General features: G+C 62.9%; 27 protein-coding genes. 20 read left to right on the plus strand and 7 right to left on the minus strand.

Annotated features, from left to right (window positions below; all coding sequences use genetic code 11):
- Positions 1-12 precede the first annotated feature (12 nt).
- The 17 genes from V6767_RS20940 to trmB all read left to right on the plus strand — a co-directional run bounded on the left by V6767_RS20940 (position 13) and on the right by trmB (position 18524).
- Entirely contained in the window at positions 13-2937 is a 2925-nt protein-coding gene (locus tag V6767_RS20940) for a [protein-PII] uridylyltransferase (protein WP_448475236.1), read from the plus strand.
- Positions 2934-4499: a murein biosynthesis integral membrane protein MurJ gene (gene murJ / locus V6767_RS20945; protein WP_448475237.1), complete on the plus strand. Its 1566-nt coding sequence runs from the start codon at positions 2934-2936 to the stop codon at positions 4497-4499. Before V6767_RS20940 ends, murJ begins: the two co-directional genes overlap by 4 nt.
- Before the next feature lie 98 nt (positions 4500-4597).
- Entirely contained in the window at positions 4598-5659 is a 1062-nt protein-coding gene (gene trpS / locus V6767_RS20950; protein WP_448475238.1) for a tryptophan--tRNA ligase, read from the plus strand.
- A 226-nt stretch (positions 5660-5885) separates the two neighbouring features.
- The gene (locus V6767_RS20955) at positions 5886-6377 is read left to right on the plus strand and encodes a universal stress protein (RefSeq protein ID WP_230720634.1); all 492 of its coding nucleotides are present in this window, start codon (positions 5886-5888) and stop codon (positions 6375-6377) included.
- Between the two features lie 111 nt (positions 6378-6488).
- Positions 6489-7055: a NifU family protein gene (locus V6767_RS20960; protein ID WP_018065542.1), complete on the plus strand. Its 567-nt coding sequence runs from the start codon at positions 6489-6491 to the stop codon at positions 7053-7055.
- Positions 7056-7063: 8 nt separating this feature from the next.
- A complete protein-coding gene (gene tsaB, locus V6767_RS20965) occupies positions 7064-7717 on the plus strand; it encodes a tRNA (adenosine(37)-N6)-threonylcarbamoyltransferase complex dimerization subunit type 1 TsaB (RefSeq protein ID WP_448475239.1) in 654 nt (217 codons plus the stop codon).
- Between the two features lie 313 nt (positions 7718-8030).
- On the plus strand, positions 8031-8519 hold the full coding sequence (locus V6767_RS20970; protein ID WP_448475240.1) for a GNAT family N-acetyltransferase: 489 nt from the start codon (positions 8031-8033) through the stop codon (positions 8517-8519).
- 60 nt (positions 8520-8579) lie between these two features.
- Positions 8580-9008, plus strand: coding sequence for a Fur family transcriptional regulator (locus V6767_RS20975; RefSeq protein ID WP_026173597.1), 429 nt, complete (start codon positions 8580-8582; stop codon positions 9006-9008).
- Positions 9009-9017: 9 nt separating this feature from the next.
- Entirely contained in the window at positions 9018-9803 is a 786-nt protein-coding gene (locus V6767_RS20980; RefSeq protein ID WP_448475241.1) for a lysophospholipid acyltransferase family protein, read from the plus strand.
- Between the two features lie 61 nt (positions 9804-9864).
- Positions 9865-11235: a tRNA (N6-isopentenyl adenosine(37)-C2)-methylthiotransferase MiaB gene (gene miaB / locus V6767_RS20985; RefSeq protein WP_448475242.1), complete on the plus strand. Its 1371-nt coding sequence runs from the start codon at positions 9865-9867 to the stop codon at positions 11233-11235.
- Between the two features lie 231 nt (positions 11236-11466).
- Positions 11467-12513 carry a PhoH family protein gene (locus tag V6767_RS20990; protein ID WP_448475243.1) on the plus strand — a complete coding sequence of 349 codons (1047 nt, stop codon included), beginning with the start codon at positions 11467-11469 and terminating at the stop codon, positions 12511-12513.
- 1 nt (position 12514) lies between these two features.
- The gene (ybeY, locus tag V6767_RS20995; protein WP_448475244.1) at positions 12515-13021 is read left to right on the plus strand and encodes an rRNA maturation RNase YbeY; all 507 of its coding nucleotides are present in this window, start codon (positions 12515-12517) and stop codon (positions 13019-13021) included.
- 13 nt (positions 13022-13034) lie between these two features.
- The gene (locus V6767_RS21000) at positions 13035-14243 is read left to right on the plus strand and encodes a hemolysin family protein (protein WP_448475245.1); all 1209 of its coding nucleotides are present in this window, start codon (positions 13035-13037) and stop codon (positions 14241-14243) included.
- A 31-nt stretch (positions 14244-14274) separates the two neighbouring features.
- A complete protein-coding gene (gene lnt, locus V6767_RS21005; protein WP_448475246.1) occupies positions 14275-15741 on the plus strand; it encodes an apolipoprotein N-acyltransferase in 1467 nt (488 codons plus the stop codon).
- A 243-nt stretch (positions 15742-15984) separates the two neighbouring features.
- Positions 15985-16398 (plus strand): helix-turn-helix domain-containing protein, encoded by a 414-nt coding sequence (locus V6767_RS21010; RefSeq protein ID WP_230720642.1) that lies wholly within the window; start codon positions 15985-15987, stop codon positions 16396-16398.
- 179 nt (positions 16399-16577) lie between these two features.
- Positions 16578-17816 carry a methionine adenosyltransferase gene (gene metK / locus V6767_RS21015; RefSeq protein WP_448475247.1) on the plus strand — a complete coding sequence of 413 codons (1239 nt, stop codon included), beginning with the start codon at positions 16578-16580 and terminating at the stop codon, positions 17814-17816.
- Between the two features lie 9 nt (positions 17817-17825).
- On the plus strand, positions 17826-18524 hold the full coding sequence (gene trmB, locus V6767_RS21020) for a tRNA (guanine(46)-N(7))-methyltransferase TrmB (protein ID WP_448475248.1): 699 nt from the start codon (positions 17826-17828) through the stop codon (positions 18522-18524).
- A 30-nt stretch (positions 18525-18554) separates the two neighbouring features.
- Here trmB and V6767_RS21025 read toward each other — a convergent pair whose 3' ends face one another.
- Entirely contained in the window at positions 18555-18806 is a 252-nt protein-coding gene (locus tag V6767_RS21025) for a BQ00720 family protein (RefSeq protein WP_230720645.1), read from the minus strand.
- Between the two features lie 78 nt (positions 18807-18884).
- Complete coding sequence (locus tag V6767_RS21030) at positions 18885-19280, minus strand: Hsp20 family protein (RefSeq protein ID WP_448464491.1); 396 nt, start codon at positions 19278-19280, stop codon at positions 18885-18887.
- Positions 19281-19384: 104 nt separating this feature from the next.
- On the opposite strand from V6767_RS21030, the gene V6767_RS21035 reads away from it, so the two are divergent.
- On the plus strand, positions 19385-20329 hold the full coding sequence (locus V6767_RS21035; protein ID WP_448475256.1) for a nucleoside hydrolase: 945 nt from the start codon (positions 19385-19387) through the stop codon (positions 20327-20329).
- 18 nt (positions 20330-20347) lie between these two features.
- On the opposite strand, the gene glcF is transcribed toward V6767_RS21035, so the two are convergent.
- From glcF to V6767_RS21055, 4 genes are read right to left on the minus strand one after another with little or no spacing between them, the layout of a single operon-like run.
- The gene (glcF, locus tag V6767_RS21040; RefSeq protein ID WP_448475249.1) at positions 20348-21649 is read right to left on the minus strand and encodes a glycolate oxidase subunit GlcF; all 1302 of its coding nucleotides are present in this window, start codon (positions 21647-21649) and stop codon (positions 20348-20350) included.
- A gap of 3 nt (positions 21650-21652) precedes the next feature.
- On the minus strand, positions 21653-22030 hold the full coding sequence (locus V6767_RS21045) for a DUF4870 family protein (RefSeq protein ID WP_448475250.1): 378 nt from the start codon (positions 22028-22030) through the stop codon (positions 21653-21655).
- On the minus strand, positions 22027-23250 hold the full coding sequence (gene glcE, locus V6767_RS21050) for a glycolate oxidase subunit GlcE (RefSeq protein ID WP_448475251.1): 1224 nt from the start codon (positions 23248-23250) through the stop codon (positions 22027-22029). The genes V6767_RS21045 and glcE overlap by 4 nt, the downstream gene beginning before the upstream one ends.
- Entirely contained in the window at positions 23243-24679 is a 1437-nt protein-coding gene (locus V6767_RS21055) for an FAD-linked oxidase C-terminal domain-containing protein (RefSeq protein WP_448475252.1), read from the minus strand. Before V6767_RS21055 ends, glcE begins: the two co-directional genes overlap by 8 nt.
- Before the next feature lie 153 nt (positions 24680-24832).
- Between V6767_RS21055 and V6767_RS21060 the strand changes: the two genes are divergently transcribed.
- Positions 24833-25738, plus strand: coding sequence for a LysR family transcriptional regulator (locus V6767_RS21060; RefSeq protein ID WP_448475253.1), 906 nt, complete (start codon positions 24833-24835; stop codon positions 25736-25738).
- Positions 25739-25745: 7 nt separating this feature from the next.
- Here V6767_RS21060 and V6767_RS21065 read toward each other — a convergent pair whose 3' ends face one another.
- Positions 25746-25910, minus strand: coding sequence for a DUF1328 family protein (locus V6767_RS21065; RefSeq protein WP_018065521.1), 165 nt, complete (start codon positions 25908-25910; stop codon positions 25746-25748).
- A gap of 260 nt (positions 25911-26170) precedes the next feature.
- On the opposite strand from V6767_RS21065, the gene V6767_RS21070 reads away from it, so the two are divergent.
- Positions 26171-26617 carry an NUDIX hydrolase gene (locus V6767_RS21070; protein ID WP_448475254.1) on the plus strand — a complete coding sequence of 149 codons (447 nt, stop codon included), beginning with the start codon at positions 26171-26173 and terminating at the stop codon, positions 26615-26617.
- Positions 26618-26667: the final 50 nt, after the last annotated feature.

Genomic DNA, 26667 nt, shown 5'->3' on the forward strand with positions numbered 1-26667 from the left:
AAAGGCAGGTCTATGCAGACAAAAAGGGCAGAGCAGCGGACACCGGAACAGCGCGAACGTACGGCGCAGAACACCGTGAAGGGCGCGCCGCCACAAGCCGGTTCCTATGCCATGACGGAGGTATTCGAGCCTTCGGCGCTGCGCAACGAGTTGCGTGCGATCGCGCGCAAGAATGACGGCAATCCGGATGCGACGCGTCAGGCGATCCTGGCGCGGCTGAAGGAAGTCAACGCCGCCGGTCGCGCCCGCGCCTATGAACTGCTGAAGGCCGATGGCGGCGGGCTGGAATGCGCGCGGCGCATCTCCTGGCTTGAGGACCAGATGCTGATCGCGCTGCATGATCTGGTCACCCGCACGATCTTTCCCGATACCCGCAAGGAATTCGCGATCACCGCCGTCGGCGGCTACGGGCGCGACACGCTGGCGCCGGGCTCCGATATCGACCTTCTGTTCCTGATCGAGGAAACCGACCGGGCCGATACGCTGAAGGCGATCGAATATATCCTCTACATGCTCTGGGACATGGGCCAGAAGGTCGGCCATGCGACCCGCAGCGTGACGGAGTGCATCAAGCTCTCCAAGGCGGACATGACCATCCGCACCTCGATCCTGGAAATGCGCTACATCACCGGGCGCAAGGCGCTCGCCAACGCGCTGGAGCGGCGTTTCGACAAGGAAGTGGTCGCCGATACCGGCCCGGATTTCATCGCCGCCAAGCTTGCCGAACGCGACCAGCGCCACCAGAAATCCTTCGACACGCGCTATCTCGTGGTCCCCAATGTCAAGGAGGGCAAGGGCGGGTTGCGCGATCTCAACACGCTGTTCTGGATCGCGAAATATTACTATCGCGTGCGTGATACCGCCCAGCTTGTGGAGCTCGGCGTTCTGTCGCGCCAGGAGCTGAAGCTGTTCCTGCGCGCCGAGGATTTTCTGTGGACGGTGCGCTGCCACCTCCATTTCCTGACCGGCAAGGCCGAGGAGCGCCTGACATTCGACGTGCAGGCCGAAATCGCCGCCGCCCTCGACTATCAGGACCGGCCCGGCCTTTCGGCGGTCGAGCGGTTCATGAAGCATTATTTCCTGGTCGCCAAGGATGTCGGCGACCTGACCCGCATCTTCTGCTCCGACCTGGAAGAGCAGCAGGCCAAGGCCTCGCCGACGATCGGACAGGTGGTCTGGTCGAAGCTCTACAAGCGCCAGCGCAAGATTGCGGGCTCGCTCGAATTCGTCTCCGACAGCGGGCGGATCGCGCTTGCCGAGCCGGACGTATTCAAGAAGGACCCGGTCGCCATCATCCGCTTCTTCTATGTCGCGGTGATCAACGACCTCGAATTCCATCCGGACGCCTTGAAGGTGGTGACGCGCTCACTGTCGCTGATCAATGCCGAGCTCAGGGAAAACGAGGAGGCCAACCGGCTGTTCCTGTCGATCCTGACCTCGCGCAACGACCCGGCGCTTTATCTCAGGCGCATGAACGAGGCCGGCGTCCTTGGCCGCTTCATCCCGGAATTCGGCCGCATCGTATCGATGATGCAGTTCAACATGTATCATCATTTCACGGTCGACGAGCATCTGATCCGCGCGGTCGCCGTGCTGTCGGAGATCGACAATGCCGGCGGCGAATCGGAGCTTCATCCGCTCGCCGCACGCCTGATCCAGTCGGTCGAGGACCGGACCGTGCTTTATGTCGCGGTGCTGCTGCACGATATCGCCAAGGGCCGCAAGGAGGATCACTCGATCGCCGGCGCACGGGTTGCGCGCAAGCTCTGCCCGCGCTTCGGATTGACGGCGAAGCAGACCGAACAGGTCGCCTGGCTGATCGAACATCACCTGCTGATGTCGATGACCTCGCAGACCCGCGATCTCAACGACCGCAAGACGGTTGTCGATTTCGTCGACAAGGTCCAGTCGCTCGAACGGCTCAACCTCCTGCTGATCCTGACCGTCTGCGATATCCGCGCCGTTGGGCCCGATGTCTGGAACGGCTGGAAGGGGCAGTTGTTGCGCACGCTTTATTACGAAACCGAAATCCTGCTGTCCGGTGGCTTTTCCGCCGTTTCCCGCAAGGCGCGGGCCGAGCGCGCCGTCGAATTGCTGGAAGATTCGCTCAACGGCTGGGAGGATGCCGAGCGGCGCAAATACGCCAATCTGCAATATCAGAACTATCTTCTTTCGGTGCCGCTGGAAGATCAGGTCCGCCATGCCCGCTTTATCCGCGAGGCTGACAAGTCGCGGCAATTGTTCTCCACCATGGTGCGCACCAATGCGTTCCACGACATCACCGAGCTCACGCTTCTGGCGCCCGACCATCCGCGTCTGCTGTCGATCATCGCCGGCGCCTGTGCCGCGACCGGGGCGAACATCGCCGATGCCCAGATATTCACCACCACGGATGGCCGCGCGCTCGACACCATCCTTTTGAACCGGGCCTTTGACGATGACGCCGATGAGCTGCGCCGCGCCAATACGATCGGCAAGCTGATCGAGGACCTGCTGTCCGGCCGCAAGCACCTCAACCAGCTGATCGCCGCGCGCCAACGCGAGCGACGCTCGGTGCGTCCGTTCTCGGTTCCGACCCATGTGTCGGTGTCGAACAAGCTCTCCAACATCTTCACGGTCATCGAGATCGAATGCCTTGACCGCACGGGCCTGCTTGCCGACGTGACCCAGACGCTGTCGGAGCTTTCGCTCGATATCCAGACCGCGCGGATCACCACCTTCGGCGAGAAGGTCATCGACAGCTTCTACGTGACCGATCTCGTTGGCGCCAAGATCACCAGCGAGAGCCGGCAGGCGGCGATCGTCGAGCGGATGAAGGCGGTGCTTGAGGAGAAGGGCGACGATTACCGCAGGGGCATGCCGCCCGGCATGCTGCTGCCGGCCGAAAACGGCACGCGTCCGCGCCGGGTTGATGCAAAGGACGGGCGCGAAAAATGAGCCTCGCCGGCAAGTTCGCCACCGTCGGCGGCGCCACCTTCGCAAGCCGCCTGTTCGGCTTCGCGCGCGAAACCATGATGGCCGCAGCGCTTGGCAACGGGCCGATGGCCGACGTGTTTTACGCCGCCTTCCGCTTTCCCAACCTGTTTCGCCGGCTGTTTGCCGAAGGCGCGTTCAACGCCGCCTTCGTGCCGCTGTTTTCCAAGGAGATCGAGGAAAGCGGGGTCGATGGCGCCAAGCGCTTTGCCGAGCAGGTTTTGGGTGTACTGTTCACCGCGCTGTTCCTGATCACCGTTGTGATGGAGCTGGCGATGCCGCTCCTTGTGCGCTTCATCATCGCGCCGGGCTTTGCCGACGATGCCGACAAGTTCGAGATGACAGTCAGGCTGTCATCGGTGATGTTTCCCTATCTGATCTGCATGTCGCTGATGGCGATGATGAGCGGCATGTTGAATTCCCTGCACCGCTATTTTGCCGCCGCGATCGCGCCGGTCTTCCTCAATGTCGTGCTGATCGCGGTGCTGGCCTATGGCGTCTGGGTCAAGGCAGATCCGCAGATGATGGCGGAATATCTTGCCTGGGGCGTGCTCGGCGCGGGCATCATCCAGCTTGCCGTTGTGTGGTTCGATGTCCGCCGTGCCGGCATGCGCTTCACCTTGCGCATGCCGAGGATCACGCCGAAGATCAGGCGGCTCGTCGCGCTCGCCGTGCCGGCGGCGGTGACCGGCGGCGTCATCCAGATCAACCAGTTGATCGGCCAGGCGGTGGCGTCAGGCAAGGACGGCGCGATCTCGGCGCTGCAATATGCCGATCGGCTCTATCAGCTTCCCTTGGGCGTCGTCGGCGTGGCGGGCGGCGTGGTGCTGCTGCCGGAATTGTCGCGGGCCCTGAAAGGCGGCAATTTCAAGGAAGCCGGCCACATCCAGAACCGCACCATCGAATTCGTGCTGTTCCTTACGGTCCCGGCGGCGTTCGGGCTGATGATGATTTCGACCGAGATCACGCGCGTGCTTTACGAGCGCGGCGCGTTTACGCCCGAAACCACCACGCTGGTGGCGGCAATCATGACGGTCTATGCCTTCGGCCTGCCGGCCTTCGCGCTCACCAAGGCGCTGCAACCGGCCTTTTACGCCCGTGAAAACACCAAGCTGCCGATGCGGTTCACCATGATCGCGGTCGCAATCAACTCCGTGCTCGCCATCTCGCTGTTTCCGATTCTGGCCGAACGCGGCATCGCGCTTGCCGAAGTGGTCTCCGGCTGGACCAATGTGGTTCTGCTGGCGACCACGCTCGTGATCTCCGGTCATCTGAAGTTCGACAGCCTGCTGATGCGCCGTATACCGCTGATCGTCCTGAGCGGTGCCGCGATGGCGGCAGCGGTGAAATTTACGGCAGTGAAGCTTTCGGCCTGGTTTGCGCCGGGGGCGCATTTCATGCAGCAGCTCGGCGGTGTCGCGATCCTGATCGCGATCGCCATGGTGGTCTATTTCTGTCTGGTGCTCGCCACCGGCGGGGTCAACCGGGCGCTGATCATGAAGCTCGTGCGGCGTCGCAGGGGGTAAGCCGCTTCTCAGTTTGACGCGCCGCGCGCCGCGGTGCATAAGCGCTGCCAGCAAAACCCGATGAACCGGGCCTTCCACCCGTCCGAAAGAGAACTGACATGAGTGAATTCAAGCCGCAAATCTTCTCCGGCGTCCAGCCGACCGGCAATCTGCATCTCGGCAATTATCTCGGCGCGCTCAGAAAATTCGTGGCGCTTCAGGACAAGATGGACTGCATCTATTGCGTGGTCGACATGCATTCGATCACCGCGCAGCTTGTCCATGAGGACCTGAAGGGGCAGACGCGCGCGATTACCGCCGCCTATCTCGCCGCCGGCATCGATCCCGAAAAGCACATCGTCTTCAATCAGTCGGCCGTGCCGCAGCATGCCGAGCTTGCCTGGATTTTCAACTGCGTCGCTCGCATCGGCTGGATGAACCGGATGACCCAGTTCAAGGACAAGGCCGGCAAGGACCGCGAGAACGCCTCGCTCGGCCTGCTCGCCTATCCGAGCCTGATGGCGGCCGATATTCTGGTCTACCGCGCCACCCATGTGCCGGTCGGCGACGACCAGAAGCAGCATCTGGAACTGACCCGCGATATCGCGATGAAATTCAATCTCGATTTCGAGAAGAAAATCCGCGCGACCGGGACGGGCGTCGACATCACCGTTGGCGACCAGCCGGTGCACGCTTTCTTCCCGATGGTGGAGCCGTTGATCGAAGGCCCCGCGCCCCGGGTGATGAGCCTGAAGGACGGCACCAAGAAGATGTCGAAATCGGACCCGTCGGATCTCTCGCGCATCAACCTCACCGACGATGCCGAGACCGTGGCGCGCAAGATCCGCAAGGCCAAGACCGATCCGGATGCGCTGCCGAGCGAGGTCGAGGGGCTGAAGGGAAGGCCGGAGGCCGACAATCTTGTCGGCATTTTCGCAGCCCTTTCGGATCGTACCAAGGCCGATGTGCTCGCCGAATTCGGCGGCCAGCAGTTCTCGCAGTTCAAGCCGGCGCTGGCCGATCTTGCCGTTACTGTGCTTGCGCCGATCACCGCCGAGATGCGGCGTCTGAACGACGATCCGGGCCATATCGATGCCGTCCTGAAGGATGGCGGCGAGCGGGCAGGGGCCATCGCGCAGAAGACCATGAAAGACGTTCATGAGATCGTCGGGCTGCTCTGACAGGTCTCCGGCGCTTGATTTTCTGAATTTCATGATATGATGTTTGCTTGGCCGCCGGCATGGGCCGGCCCGGCCTGCCGCATTCTGCAGTCGGGCGGAAACGCCCGACCTCCGCCGGAATGCGGCGAAAGTGATGGGATGGAGCGTTTTCCTCGCGGACGCGTTCCAGCCGCAGTCTTGTCTTCAACAGCCGCGCGGGCTTTCTTGAGATTGGTGGGGTGACACAATGGTTTCCAAACGTCTTTCCGGCGAGGCCGGACATCGCCGAAAATTCATGGCCATCGTGGACGATACGCCCGAATGCATCCGCGCCGTGCGCTATGCCGGCCGCCGCGCCAAGAATTCCAATGGCGGGCTGGTGCTGTGCTACATCATTCCGCAGCACGATGCGCAGGAGTGGATCGGGGTTCAGGAGATCATCCGCGCCGAGGCGCGCGAGGAGGCCGAGACGATCGCCAACCGCGCCGCCGAGAATGTGCGCGAGGCGATCGGCATCGATCCGGAAATCGTGATCCGCGAGGGCGACCGCGCCGAGGAGATCAATGCCGCGGTCGAGGAAGACCGGGATATCGCGATCCTGGTTCTGGCCGCCGGCCCGGCCAAGGAGGGGCCGGGGCCGCTGGTCTCGATGCTTGCCGGACGCGGCAATGCGTTCACGATCCCGGTCACCGTTCTGCCCGACGGGCTGGACGACGCCGATATCGATGCGCTCTGCTGACCCTTGCGTTTGCCCGCCCGAGGGCCGATATAGGAACAAAACGGGCATTGCCGGTCAAATTCGTTGACCGCTGGACGCGCTCCAGCCGCCCGAACTGATTTGGAGATGGATATGTTCATCCAGACGGAAACGACGCCCAATCCCGCGACCCTGAAATTCCTGCCCGGACGCGTTGTCATGGAAGCCGGCAATGCCGATTTCCGCAGCGCCGATGACGCCATCGTCTCGCCGCTGGCGACCCGGCTGTTTGCCGTGCCCGGCGTGGAGGGCGTGATGTTCGGCTATGATTTCGTCGCCGTCACCAAGGGCGAGCCCGAGTGGCAGCACCTGAAGCCGGCGATCCTCGGCGCGATCATGGAGCATTTCCTGTCCGGCGCGCCGGTGATGGCGGAGGGCGCTTCGCCCGCGATCGATCCCGACAGCGACGAGGAATTCTTCGATGAAGGCGACGAGACCATCGTGGCCACCATCAAGGAACTGCTCGAAACCCGCGTTCGCCCGGCCGTTGCCCAGGATGGCGGCGACATCACCTTCCGCGGCTATCGCGAGGGCACGGTGTTTCTCAACATGAAGGGCGCCTGCTCGGGTTGCCCGTCATCGACGGCGACGCTGAAGCACGGCGTCCAGAATCTGCTGCATCATTTCGTTCCCGAAGTGCGGGAAGTCGAAGCCGTCTGAGGATTGGAATGCTGATCTTGGCGCTCGATACGGCCCAGGCGGACTGCTCGGCCGCGGTATACGATTGCGCCTCGGGCTCGATCATCGGCCGGTGCGTCGAAACGATCGGCAAGGGCCATGCGGAGCGGATGATGGCCGTGATAGACGCGGCGCTCGCTGAGGCCGGCATCAAGCCCGGGGATATCGATCGCATCGCTGTCAATATCGGTCCGGGCTCGTTCACCGGCGTGCGCATCGGCGTGGCCGCCGCGCGGGCTCTGGCGCTGGCGGTGAAGGCCGAGTGCGTCGGCGTGTCCTCGCTCGCTTCCATCGCGTATCAGCATCGCATGCCCCGGCCGGGCAGTGCCGTTATGGCGACGCTCGATGCCCGTCGCGGCGAAGCTTTTGTCCAGGTCTTCGACGCCGACGGCACACCGCTGACCGAGCCCGCCGCCCATGTCTATGACGATCTCGCCGACCTTGCCCGACAGCACGGGGCGCTTCCCGTCGGTACCGGCGCCATCGTCGCCGGCCTTACGCAGCCGATGCCGGAAGACAGCGTGACGATCGAAACAATCGCCGTTCTCGGCGCAAGCGCTGTGCCCGGCCAGCCTGTCTCGCCGCTCTATCTGCGCGCCCCCGACGCCAAGCCGCAACTCGGCTTCGCCGTCGCCCGCGCGTGAGGAGGCCGCTTATGCCTCTCGCCCACACATCAGCCGCACAGCCCCCCAATCTTCTCGCCCCGGAGGGGAGAGATGTCGCGACAGCGACAGTGAGGGGGGAGAGCATCCACACGGGCGCCCTCAAAAGACTGACACGCTGCTCCACCCTCACTGCCCCTTTCGGGGCATCTCTCCCGCCAGCGGGAGAGAGTATCGGGAGCAAGCTCCGACCTCCGCGTGTCGTCTCATCGCTGATGAGATCGGCGAGGACGCTTGATGCCCTTGATCGATCCATCTCCAGTCGCGCGTATTTTGGTCACAAGGGAGGCGCCGCATGCTGCCTTCCTTCCTGAAACGTCACACTGAATTCGATCTCTTCCCGCTCGAGGAGGAGCATCTCACCCTCGCCGCCGATCTGCATCGCAAGCGGTTCTCTCCGTCCTGGAGCGCGGGGGAATTCCGCAAGCTTCTGGCGCAAAGCCCGGTCTATGGCCATATCGCGCGGCCGAACCGCCGGGTGGCGGAGGCGGCCGGGTTTGTGCTGGCGCGCAGCGTCGGCGACGAATCGGAGATCCTCACGATTTGCGTCGATCGGCAGTTTTCCAGGAACGGTCTCGGCTGGCGGCTGATGGTGGCGTCGATGCAGGAGGCGCGCGCGATGGGGGCAGAGGCCATGCTGCTCGAAGTCTCGGCGGAAAACGCCGCGGCGCTTTCGCTCTATCGCAAGCTCGGCTTTGTCGAGGTCGGCCGCAGAAAGGCCTACTACACCCACGACGACGGAACGCGGACCACCGCGCTTGTCATGCGGCGCGAACTCGGCTAACCCGAGACCGTGAACGACGCTCGGTCGGCATTGCCGGCCTCAACCGCCGGTGCGCTCTCGATGAACGATCTGACCAAAACGCTTGAGGAAATCTGCGCCGAACGCGGCATGCGCATGACCGAGCAGCGCCGGGTCGTGGCGCGCGTTCTGCAGGAGGCGGAGGACCACCCGGACGTCGAGGAACTGCACCGCCGCGCCGCGCTGATTGATTCGCGGATCTCGATTTCGACCGTCTACCGCACGCTGAAGCTGTTCGATGACGCCGGCATCATCGCCCGCCACGATTTCCGCGATGGCCGCTCGCGCTACGAGACGCTGCCCGAAGAGCATCACGACCATCTGATCGACCTGAAGAGCGGGACGGTGATCGAGTTCCAGTCGCCCGAGATCGAGGCCCTGCAAGAGCGGATCGCCCGCGAATATGGCCTGAAGCTCGTCGATCACCGGCTCGAGCTTTATGGCGTGCCGATCAAGGGCAGGGGCGAATAGGCGGGGCGCATGATCTATCTGCGCTACGCCTACGTCGCCTTCGTTCTGTTCCTGACAACCATTATCCTGTCGCCATTGCAGATCGTGGCGCTGTGGCGCGGCTGGAAGATCGCCCGCAAGCTGCCGCGCTACTGGCACGTCGTCGCCTGTTTCGTGCTCGGCATCCGCATTCATGTCCATGGCGAGATCGAGCGGCAGCGTCCGCTGCTGCTATCCGCCAACCACACCACCTGGCTCGATATCGTGGTGCTGGGCCGGGTTGCCGAGGTCGCCTTCATTGCCAAGTCGGAGGTCAAGTCCTGGCCGATCTTCGGCCTGTTCGCGCGGCTGCAGAATTCGGTGTTCATCGAGCGCGCCGACAAGCGCGGCACGGGGCGGCAAGTGGGCTCGATCGCAGATCGGCTTGCCGGCGGCGAGATCATCATTCTGTTTCCTGAGGGCACGACGTCGGATGGCAACCGGATCTATCCGGTCAAATATTCGCTGTTCGGCGCGGCATCCTCTGCCGTTCCGCTGTCGCCCACGGGCAAGGTGCATGTCCAGCCGGTAGCGGTCGCCTATACCGGCATCAGGGGGCTGCCGATGGGGCGGTTCCTGCGACCGATCGTGGCCTGGCCCGGCGATGTCGAAATGCTGCCCTCGCTTGCCGGCGTCATCAAGGCGCGCGCGTTCGATGTTGATGTCTGTTTCGGCGAGCCCGTCGTGTTCGATGCCGAGACCCGGCGCAAGGAGGCGGCTGCCGAGGTCGAGGCCCGCATGCGCACGCTCCTTGCCGAGCGGCTGCGCGGACGCTGACCATTTTTTCATTTTCTCTTTTTTCGTTTTCTCTGGGGCCAAAGCGCGTTAAAAGGCCGCCATGAGCGAACAGACAGCACTTCCGGTCGACAATCAGCGCAAGGTCTTCATCAAGACCTATGGCTGCCAGATGAACGTCTACGACAGCGAACGCATGGGCGAGGCGCTGGCGGCCGACGGCTATCGGCCGACGGAGGTGATCGAGGATGCCGACCTCATCCTGCTCAACACCTGCCACATTCGCGAAAAGGCCGCCGAGAAGGTCTATTCCGCGCTCGGGCGCTACCGCGAACTGAAGGCCGAGCGGGCAAAGCAGGGCCGCGAAACCATGATCGGGGTCGCCGGCTGCGTTGCCCAGGCCGAGGGCGAGGAAATTCTCCGCCGCGCGCCGGATGTCGACGTGGTCATCGGCCCGCAAACCTATCACCGCCTGCCGGAGGCGCTGCGCAAGGCGAAGACCGGCGAGCGCGTTGTCGATACCGAATATGCGGTCGAGGACAAGTTCGATTACCTGCCGAAGAAGGAACGCGGCGTTCGCCCGAAGAATGTCTCGGCGTTCCTGACCGTTCAGGAAGGCTGCGACAAGTTCTGCACCTTCTGCGTGGTGCCCTATACCCGTGGATCGGAGATCTCCCGCTCGACGAAACAGATTGTCGATGAAGCGCGCCGGCTTGCCGAAAACGGCGTGCGCGAGATCACGCTGCTCGGCCAGAACGTCAATGCCTGGCATGGCGAAAGCGCAGACGGCGCGGACTGGGGCCTAGGCGACCTGCTGTTGCACCTTGCGGAAATCGAAGGCATCGAACGGCTGCGCTACACCACCAGCCATCCGCGCGACATGGATGACCGGCTGATGCAGGCCCATCGCGACCTGCCTAAGCTGATGCCCTATCTGCACCTGCCGGTGCAGGCCGGTTCCGACAGGATCCTGAAGGCGATGAACCGCCGCCATACGGCGGAGGAATATCTGGCGCTGATCGAGCGCATCCGCGCCGCCCGCCCGGATATAGCGATGTCTGGCGATTTCATCGTCGGCTTTCCCGGCGAGACCGAGGAAGATTTCCAGGCGACGCTCGCGCTTGTCGAAAAGGTGCGCTACGCACAGGCCTTCTCGTTCAAATATTCGCCCCGTCCCGGCACGCCCGGCGCGGAGCTTGGCGATCAGGTGCCGGAAGCCGACAAGGCCGACCGGCTGCAGCGGCTTCAGGCGATGCTGACCCGCCATCAACTCGAATTCGCGCAATCGCGGATCGGCATGGAGATGGATATCCTGCTTGAAAAGCCGGGCCGCAATCGCGGCCAGCTCATCGGCCGTTCGCCCTGGCTGCAATCCGTCGTGATCGACGGCGGAGAGGCCGAAATCGGCGATCTGGTGCGGGTGCGCATCACCGATGCGGCCACCAACAGTCTCGCCGGCGTGCGGATCGCCTGATTGATGACAGTCCGATGAATTTGTCGGGGCGAAATACAAATCGCTTCACAAAGTTGAGAATCGCGATTAGCCTTCCTATATGAAGCTTGATTGGCGAACAGAGACTCACATTTCTGCCGTTTTCCTTCTGTCTTTGACTGAACGATCCCCTATGTATCGTATCGAAGAGGACGCTGCCGGCCTGAGCCCGGACAGCGGAGCGCTTTGCGTTGAACCGAGGAGCAGGACCGCTTGACCGCTACTGAAATGGTTGTATCGCACGGAAAACCGGCCGGCCCGGATGCCAGCCACTTCGTGCTCACCTTCGAGAACAATCGCTATGCCAGCGAATTGTTCGGTCAGTTTGACGAGCATCTGAAATTGCTGGAAAAGGAGCTGGGCGTCGATGCCGTGGCGCGCGGCAACTCCGTGGCGCTGAGCGGTTCCACGCTCGCCACCCACCAGGCGCGCCGCGCGCTGGATTATCTTTACGCCCAGCTTCAAAAGGGCGCGCAGCTGGAGAAATCCGATGTCGAGGGCGCGGTCCGCATGGCGCGCGCGGCCGACGACCAGTTGACCTTGCCGACGCTTGAGCGCAAGGCCCGGCTTTCGATGTCGCAGATTTCGACGCGCAAGAAGTCGATTGCCGCCCGCACCCCCGCCCAGGACGGATATATCCGGGCAATGGAGCGCAACGAACTGGTGTTCGGCGTCGGCCCCGCGGGCACCGGCAAGACCTATCTCGCCGTCGCCTATGCCGCCCAGCTTCTGGAGCGCGGGGCGATCGAGAAGATCATCCTGTCGCGTCCTGCCGTCGAGGCCGGCGAACGGCTCGGCTTCCTGCCGGGCGACATGAAGGAGAAGGTCGATCCCTATCTGAGGCCGCTCTATGACGCGCTCTACGACATGATCCCGGGCGACCGGGTGGAGCGCGCGATGACGGCGGGCGTGATCGAGATCGCGCCGCTCGCCTTCATGCGCGGGCGCACGTTGACCAATGCGGCGGTGATCCTCGACGAGGCGCAGAACACGACATCGATGCAGATGAAGATGTTCCTGACCCGGCTCGGTGAGAATTCGCGCATGATCGTCACCGGCGATCCGAGCCAGGTCGACCTGCCGCGTGGCGTCAAATCCGGCCTGGTGGAAGCGCTCGACGTGCTGCAGGGCGTGGAAGGCGTGTCGACCACGCGCTTCACCGACAAGGACGTGGTCCGCCATCCGCTGGTGGCTCGCATTGTCGCGGCCTATGAGGGCAGGGGACGCGCGCCCGAGGCGGACGAAGGCGGCGCCGGCTGATATGGCCGCATTCGATTTTCAGGTGAGCCGGGAGGCCGAGGGCTGGCCCGACGAGGGCCAACTGGAAGCGCTGGTTTCCGACGTGATCCGGGTTGCAGCGCTCTATCTGGAAAAGGAGGAGGGGCAGCCGTTTCCAGCCCAAACCGTCGAATTGTCGCTGGTGTTTACCGACGATGAGGCGATACGGGAAATCAATGCGGAATGGCGCGACAAGGACAAGCCCACCAATGTGCTGTCCTTTCCCGCCTTTCCGGTAACGCCCGGCGCAATGCCGGGGCCCATGCTCGGCGATATCGTGATCGCGCGGGAAACCGTGGCGCGCGAGGCCGGGGAGCTCGACAAGAGCTTCGACGATCATCTTACCCATCTTCTGGTGCATGGATTTCTGCATCTTTTGGGGTATGATCACATTGAAAACGACGATGCGGAGGTTATGGAGCGTCTGGAGACTCGCATTTTGGCCACACTTGGCCTATCTGATCCCTATCAGGGCAGCGACCCTCTCTAACGCCTAAGGAACGATGAACCAGCAACAGATAGTACCGCTCGGTGACAGCGGTCAGGATTCCGACGACGGATCCGAGCTCGACGAGCCTAACAGTCCGGAGACGGACAGAAATACTCAGAAATCGTCAGCCTCGCCCCTCAAGGGCCTTCTCCTGTACTTCAAGCGCAACGGGCACGGCACATCGCGCCTGCGAGAAGATCTTGAGGATGCGCTTTCCCCCGACAATTCCAGCGACAACGACTTCTCGCCCGAAGAGCGCGCGATGCTCAACAACATCCTGTCCTTCCGCGAGGTGCGGGTCGAGGATGTGATGGTACCGCGCGCCGATATCGATGCCGTCGATCAGTCGATGACCATCGGCGAGTTGCTGCTGGTGTTCGAAAATTGCGGTCATTCGCGCATGCCGGTGTTCTGCGAAACGCTGGATGACCCGCGCGGCATGGTGCATATCCGCGATCTGCTTGCCCATCTTTCGAAACAGGCGCGCGGACGAAGGCGCGGTCGTCCGGCAAACGCCCGCGAGGCCGCCAAGAACGGGACACTCAAGGCAAACGAGGTCAAGCCGACGGAGCGGCAGACCAAGCCGGCCCAGAACGCGTTCGACCTCGGCAAGGTCAATCTCGACAAGACCATTGTCGAAGCCGGGCTGATCCGGCCGGTGCTGTTCGTGCCGCCCTCCATGCTCGCCTCCGACCTGTTGCAGCGCATGCAGGCGGGCCGCACTCAGATGGCGCTGGTGATCGACGAGTATGGCGGGACCGACGGCCTGGTGTCGCATGAGGATATCGTCGAGATGGTGATCGGCGAGATCGATGACGAGCATGATTCCGAGGAAGCGATGTTCACCCGCGTTTCCGACGACGTCTACCTGGCCGATGCGCGCGTCGAGCTGGAGGATATCGCCGAGGCGATCGGTCCCGATTTCGAGATCGGCGAACACGCCGAGGACGTTGATACGCTGGGCGGGCTGATCTTCTCGACCATCGGTCGCATCCCTGCGCGCGGCGAGGTGATCCAGCTTTCGGGCTTCGAGGTTCATATTCTCGATGCCGATCCGCGCCGCATCCGCCGCGTCAGGATCTTGCGCAAGCGCGGCCCGGCGCGCCGCCGTTCCGTTGCCCGCGCGGGCAGCCAGGACGAGGGGCGCGATCAGTCCCGGCATGAGGAGCATGACGTGTCCTATGACGAGGACACCGACAGCGAAACGCATGACGAGCGATAGGCGGCGCTGACCGAGCGGAAGGACTGCTTCTTTGCAACGGCTTTCAGCCTATCTCGCAGACCTTTCGGGCTGGCCGCGGCGGTGGGTGCTGTTTGCCGCCGGCGCGGTCGCCACCTTTGCGCTGGCGCCTTTCGGGCTGACGCCCGTGATGTTCATCGCCCTGCCGCTACTGGTGATGGTCATGGACGGCGCGCTTGCGGGCAAGGCGCTGAGGCCGCGCCTCAGGGCCGGCTTTGCGGTCGGCTGGTGGTTCGGTTTTGGCTATTTCGTTTTTGGCCTGTGGTGGCTGGGCGTCGCGATCTGGAAGGATGGCGCGTATTGGGCGCTGCCGCTCGCCGTTTTCGGCTTTCCGGCCGGGCTTGCGCTGTTTTACGGACTGGCGGGGGCACTGGCGGCCTCTTTCTGGCGGCCCGGGCCGGTGCGGCTGATCGCGCTCGGCGCGGCGATGGTCGTGGCAGAGTGGCTGCGCGGGCATCTTGCCACAGGTTTTCCCTGGAACGCGATCGCCTATACCGCCATGCCGACGCCGCTGTTCATGCAGGCGATTCGGTTGACCGGGCTCTATGTGATGGGCGGTTTCGCCGTCTATGTCTTCGCAAGCCCCGTGCTTTTGGCCGCGCGATCTGGCCGGCGTATCGGACTGGCGCTGGCCGTCGTTTTCGTGGCCGTCGATATCGGCTATGGCTGGTACCGGCTCGCAACCGTGCAACCCGCCGACGGGCGCGAGGTGGGGCTTCGGCTGGTTCAGCCGGCTTTCGAAGCGGATGACTGGAGCACCGAAGAAGGGCGCGAGCGGGTGTTTGCCACGCTGCTGGAGCTTTCGTCCGATCCTGCCGGATATGCCGGCGAAAGCCCCGATGTCATCATCTGGCCGGAAAGCGTTCTTCCCTTCACGATCGAAGCGCGGCCCGATGCCCGCACCGCGATCGGCGAGATGCTCAAGCCGGGGCAGACGCTTGTATTTGGCGCGGCAAGTTTTGCCGGGCGCAAACCCGATGGCTGGCCTGAATTCTACAACGCCGTCTATGTGCTGGATGATGCCGGGAGAACCGTTTCCGTTTCCGGCAAGACCCATCTCGTGCCCTTCGGCGAGTATCTGCCGTTCGAGGATTTCTTCCGCGCGATCGGGCTCGAGGCGCTTACGACCTTGCCGGGCAGCTATGTTCCTGTTGATAACCGCCAGATGCTGCTGCTCCCGAATGGCGCCGCGCTCTATCCGCTCATCTGCTATGAGGCGGTGTTTCCGCGGCTTGTGGAGGGGCAGGCGGCAGGTGCGTCAGCGCTGGTAAACGTTACCTATGATGCCTGGTTCGGGCGAACGCCCGGGCCCTTCCAGCACTTCGCCCAGGCGAGATTACGGGCGGTCGAGGCCGGCAAGCCGTTGATACGCGTTGGCGAAAACGGCGTTACGGCGATCGTTGACCCATACGGCCGCATCGTCGACCGGCTGCCATTTGACCGGCGTGGCGTACTCGATGGTAGGGTCAGCTTACGTTAGGAAATTGAGAGATATGCGCCGTCTCCCGTGTCCTTAAATTGCCACACTATTTGCTGAATTAGCAAATCTTTACTCATCTCATGGTTTTATATTTCGCGCAGAATTGACCGCTTTACTCCAAAATTGCATAGTGACCGCACTTGGCACTCAACTATGGCTTTTTAGTCGCTAAATCGACGGGTTGCATAACTCTCCGGCACAGTGACTGGGCCCTTATGTCAGGTTAAAAAAACAGGACGAAAAATGACAGAAAACAAGAAGAAGCCGAACCCCATTGACGTGCACGTCGGGAGTCGGATCAGGTTGCGCCGGACAATGCTAGGAATGAGCCAGGAGAAACTCGGCGAGAGCCTTGGCATCACCTTTCAGCAGATTCAGAAATACGAAAAGGGCACCAATCGCGTTGGCGCCAGCCGACTACAGAACATTTCGACCATCCTCAATGTTCCAGTCTCATTCTTTTTCGAGGACGCACCTGGCGAACAGGGCGTTGGCGCTGCGGGAATGGCGGAGGCTTCGAGCTCGAGCTATGTGGTCGATTTCCTCTCGTCTTCGGAAGGGCTTCAGCTGAACCGGGCCTTTGTGAAGATCAACGACGCCAAGGTTCGGCGCCGGCTGGTGGATCTGGTCAAGTCGCTGGCGGCTGAAGCGGAATGAGGTAACGGGCTGATTTTGACGCATTGTGGGGGAGAGCGCTCTGCTCTCCTCGGGTCAAGACATGCGTCAAAATTCACCTGGCTTTGAGGACATAAAGATATACTGATATCGTTGTGCGCTTGTCATAGCCACGCGAAGCGTTTATCAAAATCGGGCCAATTTCTATGTGGGGAATCCCGATGCGCGCCAACTATCTTTTCACTTCCGAATCCGTTTCAGAAGGCCATCCGGACAAGGTCTGCGACAGAATTTCCGATGAAATTGTCGACCTCGTCTATCGCGAGGCCGTGAAGACCGGCGTCGATCCCTGGTCGGTGCGCGTCGCCTGCGAAACGCTGGCCACCACGAACCGCGTCGTGATCGCCGGCGAGGTCCGCCTGCCGCCGAGCCTGATGAAGCTGGACAAAAACGGCAAGGAGATCGTCAATCCCTCGCGGTTCAAGTCTGCCGCGCGCCGCGCCATCCGCAATATCGGCTACGAGCAGGACGGCTTCCACTGGAAGACCGCGCGCATCGATGTGTTGCTGCACGCCCAGTCCGCCCACATCGCCCAGGGCGTCGACAGCGCCGCCGACCGGCAGGGCGACGAGGGCGCCGGCGACCAGGGCATCATGTTCGGCTTCGCATGCCGCGAAACTCCGGAATTGATGCCGGCGCCGATCTACTACGCCCACCGTATCCTCCAGACCCTGTCGGAAGCGCGCAAGGGCGGCGAGGGCGAGGTGGCAAAACTCGGGCCCGACGCCAAGAGCCAGGTGACAGTCCATTACAAGGACGGCAAGCCGGCGGCCGTGACCTCGATAGTGCTGTCGACCCAGCATTTCGACGAAAGCTGGGATTCCCACAAGGTTCGCAGCGTGGTCGAGCCCTATATCCGCGAAGCGCTCGGCGAGCTGCCGATCGCCGATGATTGCGTCTGGTACATCAACCCGACCGGCAAATTCGTCATTGGCGGACCGGACGGAGATGCCGGGCTGACCGGCCGCAAGATCATCGTTGATACCTATGGCGGTGCCGCGCCCCATGGCGGCGGCGCGTTTTCGGGCAAGGACACCACCAAGGTCGACCGCTCTGCGGCCTATGCCGCGCGCTATCTGGCGAAGAATGTGGTCGCGGCCAACCTTGCCGAAAAATGCACCATCCAGCTTGCCTACGCGATCGGAGTCGCCCAGCCGCTGGCCGTCTATGTCGATCTGCACGGAACCGGCAAGGTGACCGAGGAAGAGGTCGAAAAGGCGATCCGCGCCGTGATGGACCTGTCGCCCTCCGGCATTCGCCGCCATCTCGATCTCAACAGGCCGATCTACGCCAAGACCTCCGCTTACGGCCATTTCGGCCGCAAGGCCGGGCGTGACGGCTCGTTCTCCTGGGAGCGGCTTGATCTTGTAAAGCCGCTGAAACTGGCTTTGAAAGGCTGATTGCGGAAGGTGACCGAAGACAATCAGAATTCAAGGGGGCGGGCGTTTTTCGGCCGCCGCAAGGGCAAGCCGCTGCGCGACCGACAGGCGCGCAACCTCGCCGAACTGTTGCCGACGCTCGCCATCGATCCCGGCACGCAGGCACCCGCCGATCTCCGCGCGGCCTTCGCGTCGCCGGTGGAACGGGTGCGGCTTGAGATCGGCTTCGGCGGCGGCGAGCATCTGTTCCACCGCGTCGAGGAAAACCCGAAGACCGGCTTCATCGGCGTCGAGCCCTTCGTCAATTCCATGGCCAAGCTGCTGGGGCGGGTGGAGGAACGCACGCCCGGCAATCTCAGGCTCTATGACGACGACGCCGTCGATATTCTGGACTGGCTGCCGGATGCCTCGATCGACCAGATCGACCTGCTTTACCCGGACCCGTGGCCGAAGAAGAAACACTGGAAGCGCCGCTTCGTCTCGCAGCCGAACCTCGAGCGGTTCCATCGGGTGCTGAAGCCGGGCGCGATGTTCTGCTTTGCATCGGATATCGACAGCTACATCAACTGGACGCTGCTGCATTGCCGAAGGCATGGCGGCTTCGCGTGGCAGGCGCGCGGGGCTGCCGACTGGCTGACGCCCTACGACAACTGGCCGGGAACGCGCTATGAGGACAAGGCGAAGCGGGAAGGGCGCAGCAGCGCCTATCTGACGTTCATACGGCGTTGAGAAAAGCCCGAAGGTTGAATGCGGGTCGCTTCAGTGCAGCGTGACCGTCTTCAGGTCGTCTTCCATCGCCTTGAAGAACACGCTGGTCCGGTTTTCGGTCAGAAGCAGCAGCGCGCCATCCGCGCTGAAAAGGGCCCAGAGCTTGTCCGCGGTCTTGAGGTTGGCCGCGTCCGGGAAATGGCGCAGCGCCTCGGTCCGCTCGAATTCGCGGAAATAGCCGAGATGCCCCGTGCCGAATTCTGCGAGACTTTCGAGGGATTGTTCCGCGCCCGGGATTTTCATGAAGCGATTTCCTGCAAAAGACCTGAGACATTCAGGCAAACCGTCCGGAAAGGTCGGAAGCCCGTTGTTTTTCCAAGCCTATTGTGAAACGGAAATCTTAATTTTTCGTACCTCCTGAGGATGTTGCGCGAGGTCGATCGACAATAATCCGCGCTCCAGGCTTGCGCGGATCACCTCCATGCCATCGGCAAGCGCGAACTGGCGGCGGAACTGGCGGCCGGCGATGCCGCGAAACAGGTATTCGCCCTCGTCGCGTTCCTCCGCCTTGCCGCTGACGATCAACACCGAGCCCTCGATCACCACATCGAGCTCGCTCGCGGCAAAGCCGGCAACGGCGAGCGTCAGGCGCAGAAAGCCGGGTTCCGCGCCGCCGGGAAACCAGGCGACATCGAAGGGCGGGTAGCCGGATGCGCCTTTCAGGCTGTCCTGTCGGTCGATGAGCCGCGGGTCGAATCTGAGGTCAATTCTGGGCATGGTCGTTTCCGTCTTTTGCCTTGCAGTTTGCCAAGCGCGGTTCGCCTTGACAATCAGCGAACGAGTGTCCATTCACAGCGCCTGCCTGTTCAATTCGGATTTATATAATGAGCCCACGGAAAATCATAATCGATACCGACCCCGGCCAGGACGACGCGGCTGCCATCATGCTGGCGCTGGCCAGCACCGAGGAGATCGAGGTGCTCGGCATCACGGCGGTGGCCGGCAATGTGCCGCTCGCCAGAACCGAGCGCAATGCCCGCATCGTCTGCGAGCTTTCCGGGCGTCCGGATGTCAGGGTCTTCGCCGGCTGCGACAAGCCGATGCGTCGTCCGCTGGTCACGGCGGAACATGTGCACGGCTCGACCGGGCTCGATGGCACGGAGCTTGCCGAGCCGACAATGCTGCTCCAGAAGCAGCACGCTGTCGATTTCATCATCGAGACGCTGCGCACCGAGCCTGAAAAGACGGTTACGCTCTGCACGCTCGGCGCGCTCACCAATGTCGCGACGGCGTTTGAGAAGGCGCCGGATATCGTGGACCGGGTCCAGGAAATCGTGATGATGGGCGGCGGCTATTTCGAGGGCGGCAACATCACGCCCTCCGCCGAATTCAACATCTATGTCGACCCGGAAGCCGCCGATATCGTGTTCCGCTCGGGCATTCCGATCGTGATGATGCCGCTCGACGTCACCCATCAGCTGCTCTGCCTGAAGGAGCGCGTCGACCGGATCGAAGCGATCGGGCGTCCGGCCGCGAAGGCGATGGCGGAGATGTTGCGGTTTTACGAGCGCTTCGATGTCGAGAAATACGGCTCCGATGGCGGGCCGCTGCATGACCCGGCGGTGACCGCCTATCTCATCCGCCCGGAGCTTTTCTCCGGACGGCACTGCAATGTCGAGATCGAGACGCAGTCGCCGCTGACCTTGGGCGCGACCGTCATCGACTGGTGGCGCGTTACCGACCGCAAGCCCAATGCGCTGGTCATCGGAAAGGCCGATGCCGACGGCTTCTTCGCGCTTTTGACGGAGCGGCTGGCGCGGCTTTGAGGCTTTGAACGCTAAGGATCAGCCGGCGAGCTTCGCCGGCTTCGGCCCGCCATAGGCCCAGTCGAGCAGTTCGACGGTGTGCAGGATTGGTGTCTTGGTGCCGCTGGCAATCTGGGTGATGCAGCCGATATTGCCGGTCGCGATGATATCCGGCTTCAGCGCCTCGATGTTCTTCACCTTGCGGGCCTTCAGCTTTGCAGAGATTTCCGGCTGCATGATGTTGTAGGTGCCGGCCGAACCGCAGCACAGATGCCCTTCGGCCGGTTCGCTGACGGCAAAGCCCGCTGCCTCCAGCAGCAGTTTGGGCGCGGCCTTGATCTGCTGGCCGTGCTGCATGGAACAGGCCGAATGATAGGCGACGGTGACGCCCTTCCGCGGCTGGTCGTCGAGGCCGAGCGTCGACAGATATTCGGTGATGTCCTTCGCCAGCGCCGAAACGCGGGCGGCCTTTTCGGCATAGGCCGGATCCTGCGCCAGCATATGGCCGTAATCCTTGATCGTGGTGCCGCAGCCCGATGCGGTGATGATGACGGCGTCCAGCCCGCCGGCCTTGAGCTCGCGCGTCCAGACATCGACATTGCGCCGGGCCTCGGAAAGCGCCTGCTCCTCGCGGCCCATATGGTGAACCAGCGCGCCGCAACAGCCTTCACCCTTCGGCACAACCACCTCGATGCCGAGCCTGGTCAGCAGCCGGACGGTCGCCTCGTTGATGGTGGGATCGAGCACGGACTGGGCACAGCCCGTCAAAAGCGCCACGCGGCCGCGTTTTTCGCTCTCGGGCTTGTGCGAGGCGGGTTCGGAGATCGCGGAGGGACGCGGCAATCGCTTGGGGGCGAGCTTCAGCATCGCCTCGAACGGCTTCAGCGCTTCGCGCCCGGAGAAAAGCCCGGCGAAGGGGCGACCAAAACGGGCGAGGTGCAACGCCGCCCGGAAACGTCCCGGATAGGGCAGCACGGCTGCCAGCACCACGCGGGTGAACCGGTTGAGCGGCGGTCGCTTGTAGGTCTTTTCAATATGCACCCGCGCATGATCGACCAGATGCATGTAATCGACGCCCGAGGGACAGGTGGTCACGCAGGATAGGCATGAGAGACAGCGGTCGATATGGGTGACGGTTTCCTTGTCCGCCGGCCGGTCATTCTCCAGCATGTCCTTGATCAGGTAGATCCGCCCGCGCGGACTGTCGAGCTCGTTGCCGAGCGTCACATAGGTCGGACAGGTCGCAGTGCAGAAGCCGCAATGCACGCATTTGCGCAGGATCGATTCGGCTTCGGCGACCTTCGGGTCGGCAAGCTGTTCGGCTGAGAAACTTGTATGCATGGATCAGACAAGCCAGCTTTGCGGGTTCGCGATCGGCTCGTTGCGGTTCACCTTCTGCAGACCGACGACCACGCGCACGATCACCCAGATGCCGGTGGCCACAAAACCGAGCACGCCGATCAGCACAAAGGTCAGTACAAACGAAATCGCCGAAAACAGCAGCGCGATCCAGAAAGTGCGGATCGCCCAGGTGTAGTGCGTCTTCAGCCAGTCTTCCGCCTTGTCGCGGTTCAGATAGGCCGCAATCAGGCCGATCACGCCGGCGACGAAAATCGCGCAGCCGACAAGATAAAGAATGTAGATGAGAATGACGTTGTTTTTGGTCGGGTCCATCCAGCCGTCGCCGAAGCGCTTGGGCGCGTCATATTGCGGGTCGCTCATGCTGCCATCTCCTGTCTTGCCATCTTGCCGGGATTGAAAATGCCCTTCGGGTCGAGTTTAGCGCGGATGCGGGCCTCAAGCGCCGCGATGGCCGCCGGCTGCGGCTCGAAGGCGGGCGTCAGCGCGCGTGCTTGCGGGTCGGCGCGCATCAGCGTGGCATGTCCGCCGCCGTGCTTCTTCAGCAGCGCGCGCAGAATATCCGCTTCCGGCGCGCCATCCATCCGCATCCACACGAGGCCGCCCTGCCAGTCATAGAAGGCGTCGACGGCCGCCTCCAGCCGCATCGCGCCGACCAGCGCCGCCGCCGCAGACGGCGTGACGCTGACGCGCCAGAGCGGGCGGAGCGAGCGGTCCTGATAGGGCGCGACATCGCGGATTTCGCGCCACAGCGTTTGCGTATCGTCGTGGCCGAGCCGGGTGAGGGGACCGAAGGGCTCGGCATAGGCGGCAAGCTTGTCGAGGCGGGCCGACACCGATTCCGGCAGGCCTTCCAGCCGCAGGCAGGTGGCGCTGTCGCCCGTGATACCGTCGTTCAGGAAAGCGCTGCGCACGCTATAGGGCAGGTGGCTCGCGCCCGAGACTTCAAGCGGCAGCGCCATCGCCGCGGCCATCAGCTTCACCGCGTCCTCCTCGGTGAGGTCCGAGACAATCAGGGTGGCGGCAGATTTGGGGGCGGGGAGAACCTTGAAGGTCACCTCGGTCAGGAAGCCGAGCGTGCCGTGCGAGCCGGCGATCAGCCGCGCGAGATCGAGGCCGGTGACGTTCTTCATTACCCGCCCGCCGGCGCGGATCGCCTCGCCGCGACCATTGATGAAGCGGGCGCCGAGAAGATGATCGCGGGCAGCGCCTGCCAGCGCGAACCGGCGCGGGCCCGAGACATTGGCCGCGAACACGCCGCCGATCGTGGGCGCGCCCTCAGTGCCCATCATGCCGCGATGATCCATCGGCTCGAAGGCCAGGAACTGGCCATTTTCGGCGAGCGCCGCCTCGATTTCGACAACCGGCGTGCCGGCCTTCGCGGTCATCACCATTTCGGAGGGTTCATAGGCAACGATGCCGGAGAGCGCGCGGGAACTCAGCGTCACGTCCGCTTCGACAGGATTGCCGAAGCCGGAGCGGGTATCGCCGCCGCACAGCCGGAGGGGCGCGCCGCTGTCGTAATGGCGGTCGATGATCGCGGCCGCTTCGGCCTCGGTTTCGGGCGTCAGAAGCTCAGTCATCGCGTCCCTCCAGCGGGAACACCTTTGAGGGGTTCAGCGACCATTCGGGATCGAAGGCGGCGCGCACGGCCATCTGCTGGCGCAGGTCCACGTCGCCATACTGGTGGCGCATCAGGTCGCGCTTCTCGATGCCGACGCCGTGTTCGCCGGTGAGGCAACCGCCGGCCTCCACGCATAGCTTCAGGATTTCGGCGCCTGCCTCCTCGGCGCGCTGAGCGTCCTCCGGATCGTTGATGTTGTAGAGGATCAACGGGTGCATGTTGCCGTCGCCGGCGTGAAACACGTTGGCGACGCGCAGGCCGTAGCGGTCGGTGATCTCGCTGGTCTTCTGCAGCACGTAGGAAAGCTGGCTGAGCGGCACGGTGCCGTCCATGCAGATATAGTCGGCGATCCGCCCGGTCGCGCCGAAGGCGGATTTGCGCCCCTTCCAGATCAGCGCCGCCTCGGTGGCCGACTGGCTGCGGCGCACGGCCATGACGCCATGGGTCTCGGCGATCGCCACGATGCGGGCAAGCATCGCCTCCATTTCTTCCTCGGAACCCTCGACCTCGATGATCAGCAGGGCGGCGGCATCGAGCGGATAGCCGGCATGGGCAAAAGCCTCGCAGATTTCGATCGCCGGCTTGTCCATGAATTCGATTGCGACCGGAATGATGCCGGCGGCGATGATGTCGGTCACGCAGGCGCCGGCGCTTTCGGAGGAGGGGAAGCCGAACAGGACCGGCCTCGCGCCCTCCGGCTTTGCCAGCAGCCGGACGGTCGCCTCGGTAATGATGCCGAGCTGGCCCTCCGAGCCGCATACCAGAGCCAAAAGATCGAGGCTGCCCGAATCCAGCATCTTGCCGCCAAGGTCGATGACCGTGCCGTCGACCAGCACGATTTTGACGCCGAGCAGGTTGTTGGTGGTGACGCCGTATTTCAGGCAATGCGCGCCGCCGGAATTCATGCCGATATTGCCGCCGATCGTGCAGGCGAGCTGGGAGCTCGGGTCCGGCGCGTAGAAAAAGCCTTCCGGCGCGACGGCCTCCGAGATCGCTATATTGGTGACGCCGGCCTGCACGACCGCTGCCCTGTTCGGTAGGTCGATATCAAGGATTCGGTTCATCCGCGAAAGGCCAAGAATGATCGCGTCTTCCTGGCCGATCGCCCCGCCGGCAAGCGAGGTTCCGGCCCCGCGCGGCACCACGGGAATTGCATTTTCATGGCAGTAACGCAGTACCCTGGCGACATCCTCGGTCGTCTCCGGCAGGCAGACGGCCAGCGGAATGCGATGATAGGCCAGAAAGGCATCGGTCTCGAACGGCACCAGTTCACGCGCCTCGTGCACCAGCGCGTTTTCAGGCAGAAGCGCCTTCAATTCCTCGATGATGGTCTCGCGCCGCGCCAGAATGCCGGCATCGGGTTCGCGAAACGCGATTGTGCCTGTCAAAGCGGACCTCCAGATCGCGTCCGGGCTTGGCTTCCGGACGCCGCGCAAAACGGGGTAATCGCAGCATCACGGCTGCAACTCATTCTCTAACATTGGCCTGACTGCGAGACAAATGCTAATACTTGTTCCACAACGGCAACAATCGCGGTGATTATGAAAAATCTGCAGGATCTGGAAGTGTTCGCGGAGGTGGCCGCGACCGGCAGCATGAGCGATGCGGGCAGGGCGCTGAGGCTCTCGCCGGCCGTGGTGTCGAAGTCGATCCGCCGCCTCGAAGAGCAACTCGGCGTGCGCCTGCTGCAACGCACGACGCGGATGGTCACCCTGACGGAGACCGGACGCGGCTTCTACGAGCGCCTGCTGCCCGTGCTGGCAGGCATCGAGGAGGCCGAGGCCTTCGTCGAAGGTCATACGTCGGCAGTTCGGGGCCGGCTCAGGATTTCGGCACCGACCTCATTCGGGCGGATGCACATCGCGCCGCATCTGGCGACCTTCATGAATGCCCATGAGGGGCTGGAAATCGAGCTCATTCTCAGCGATGCCTTCGTCGATATCGTCGCGGACGGCTTTGACCTTGCGGTGCGGATCGGCGAGCTTTCGGATTCCACGCTGGTTGCCCGCAAGCTCGCCCCTGTTCGCCGCGTGCTCTGCGCCTCGCGCCAGTATGTCGAGCGCTTCGGCGCGCCTTCCAGCCTGGAAGCGCTCGAAGATCATGTCTGCCTGCCGGCGCATAATGGCGAATACTGGCGTCTTGAAGGTCCGGAGGGGCCGGTGTCGTTCCGCCCGGTCGGGCGGCTGGTGACGAATTCCAGCGAGGTTATCCGCGAGGCGGTGCTCGCCGGCATGGGTATCGCGCTGAGGTCGACCTGGGATATCGGGCCTGAACTGGCGGCGGGCGAACTCGTCCATGTACTGCCGGAGTATAAAAGCCCGGACAATGTCGGGCTTTTCGCGGTCTACGCCTCCCGGAATTTCCTGCCGGCGAAGGTGCGGCTGTTCATCGACTTCATGGCCGGGCTCTACGGCCCGTCCCCCTATTGGGACAAGGCCGTGCTGTGACACTCGGTCAGGCGATGATCAACACGCCGGTGATTAGCGAGATCAGAATGACCACGAGTACGATGAAGATCAGAATCCGGGCGATGCCTGCGGAAAGGCCCGCAACACCGCGAAAACCCAGCAGGCTGGCGACAGCCGCGATGATCAACAGTATCAGAATCCATTCAAGCATGATGTGTCCTCTCAATATTGGCCGATCCGGCATTTCGACATGTCAACGGCGGCGGCGGCGCTAAAGTTCCGGAGAGCAGTATCGGACTTGACAGAAGTCACGCGGAGGACGATTCTCTTTATTGCGCGCGTGTGCAATCAAAATTCACAAAAGCTTCACGCATCCGTCAGAAACGGTCTGCAATCGTGTGTTAAAGCACACGATCCCGATCGTATTGGTCCCGATTCGCCGGAAGGAACGTCATGCCATCAAGTGAAAACTTGGCAGATGAAATCGATGAAGCCCGCCAGCAATATGCTGCGCTGTGCTACCGGCTGGCCAAAACCAAGAAAAAGAAGACCATCGAGGTTCTGCTGATCACCAGCCGCGACACCGGCCGCTGGGTGACGCCGAAGGGCTGGCCGATGGCCAACAAGGCGCCGCACGAAGTGGCGGAGCAGGAGGCTTTCGAGGAAGCCGGCATCAAGGGCAAGGTTTCCGACAAGCCGGTCGGCAATTTCCGGTATCTCAAACGTCTCGACGATGGCACATCCGTCACCTGCATCGTCGAGATCTTTCCGCTGCGGGTGCGCAAGGCGAAGGCCCGGTTTCCGGAGCGCGATGAACGCGTGCGAAAATGGGCAAGCCCCGAAGAGGCCGCCGAAATGGTGGATGAGAGCGAGCTGAAATTGCTGCTGATCGATTTCGCCGGCAGCTTGGGCGGCTAGAGCATCGGGCGATTAGTCTGCAACGCATGCTGTTGATTTGAAGTAGTTCC

It is taken from the genome of Martelella sp. FLE1502, from assembly GCF_053484255.1.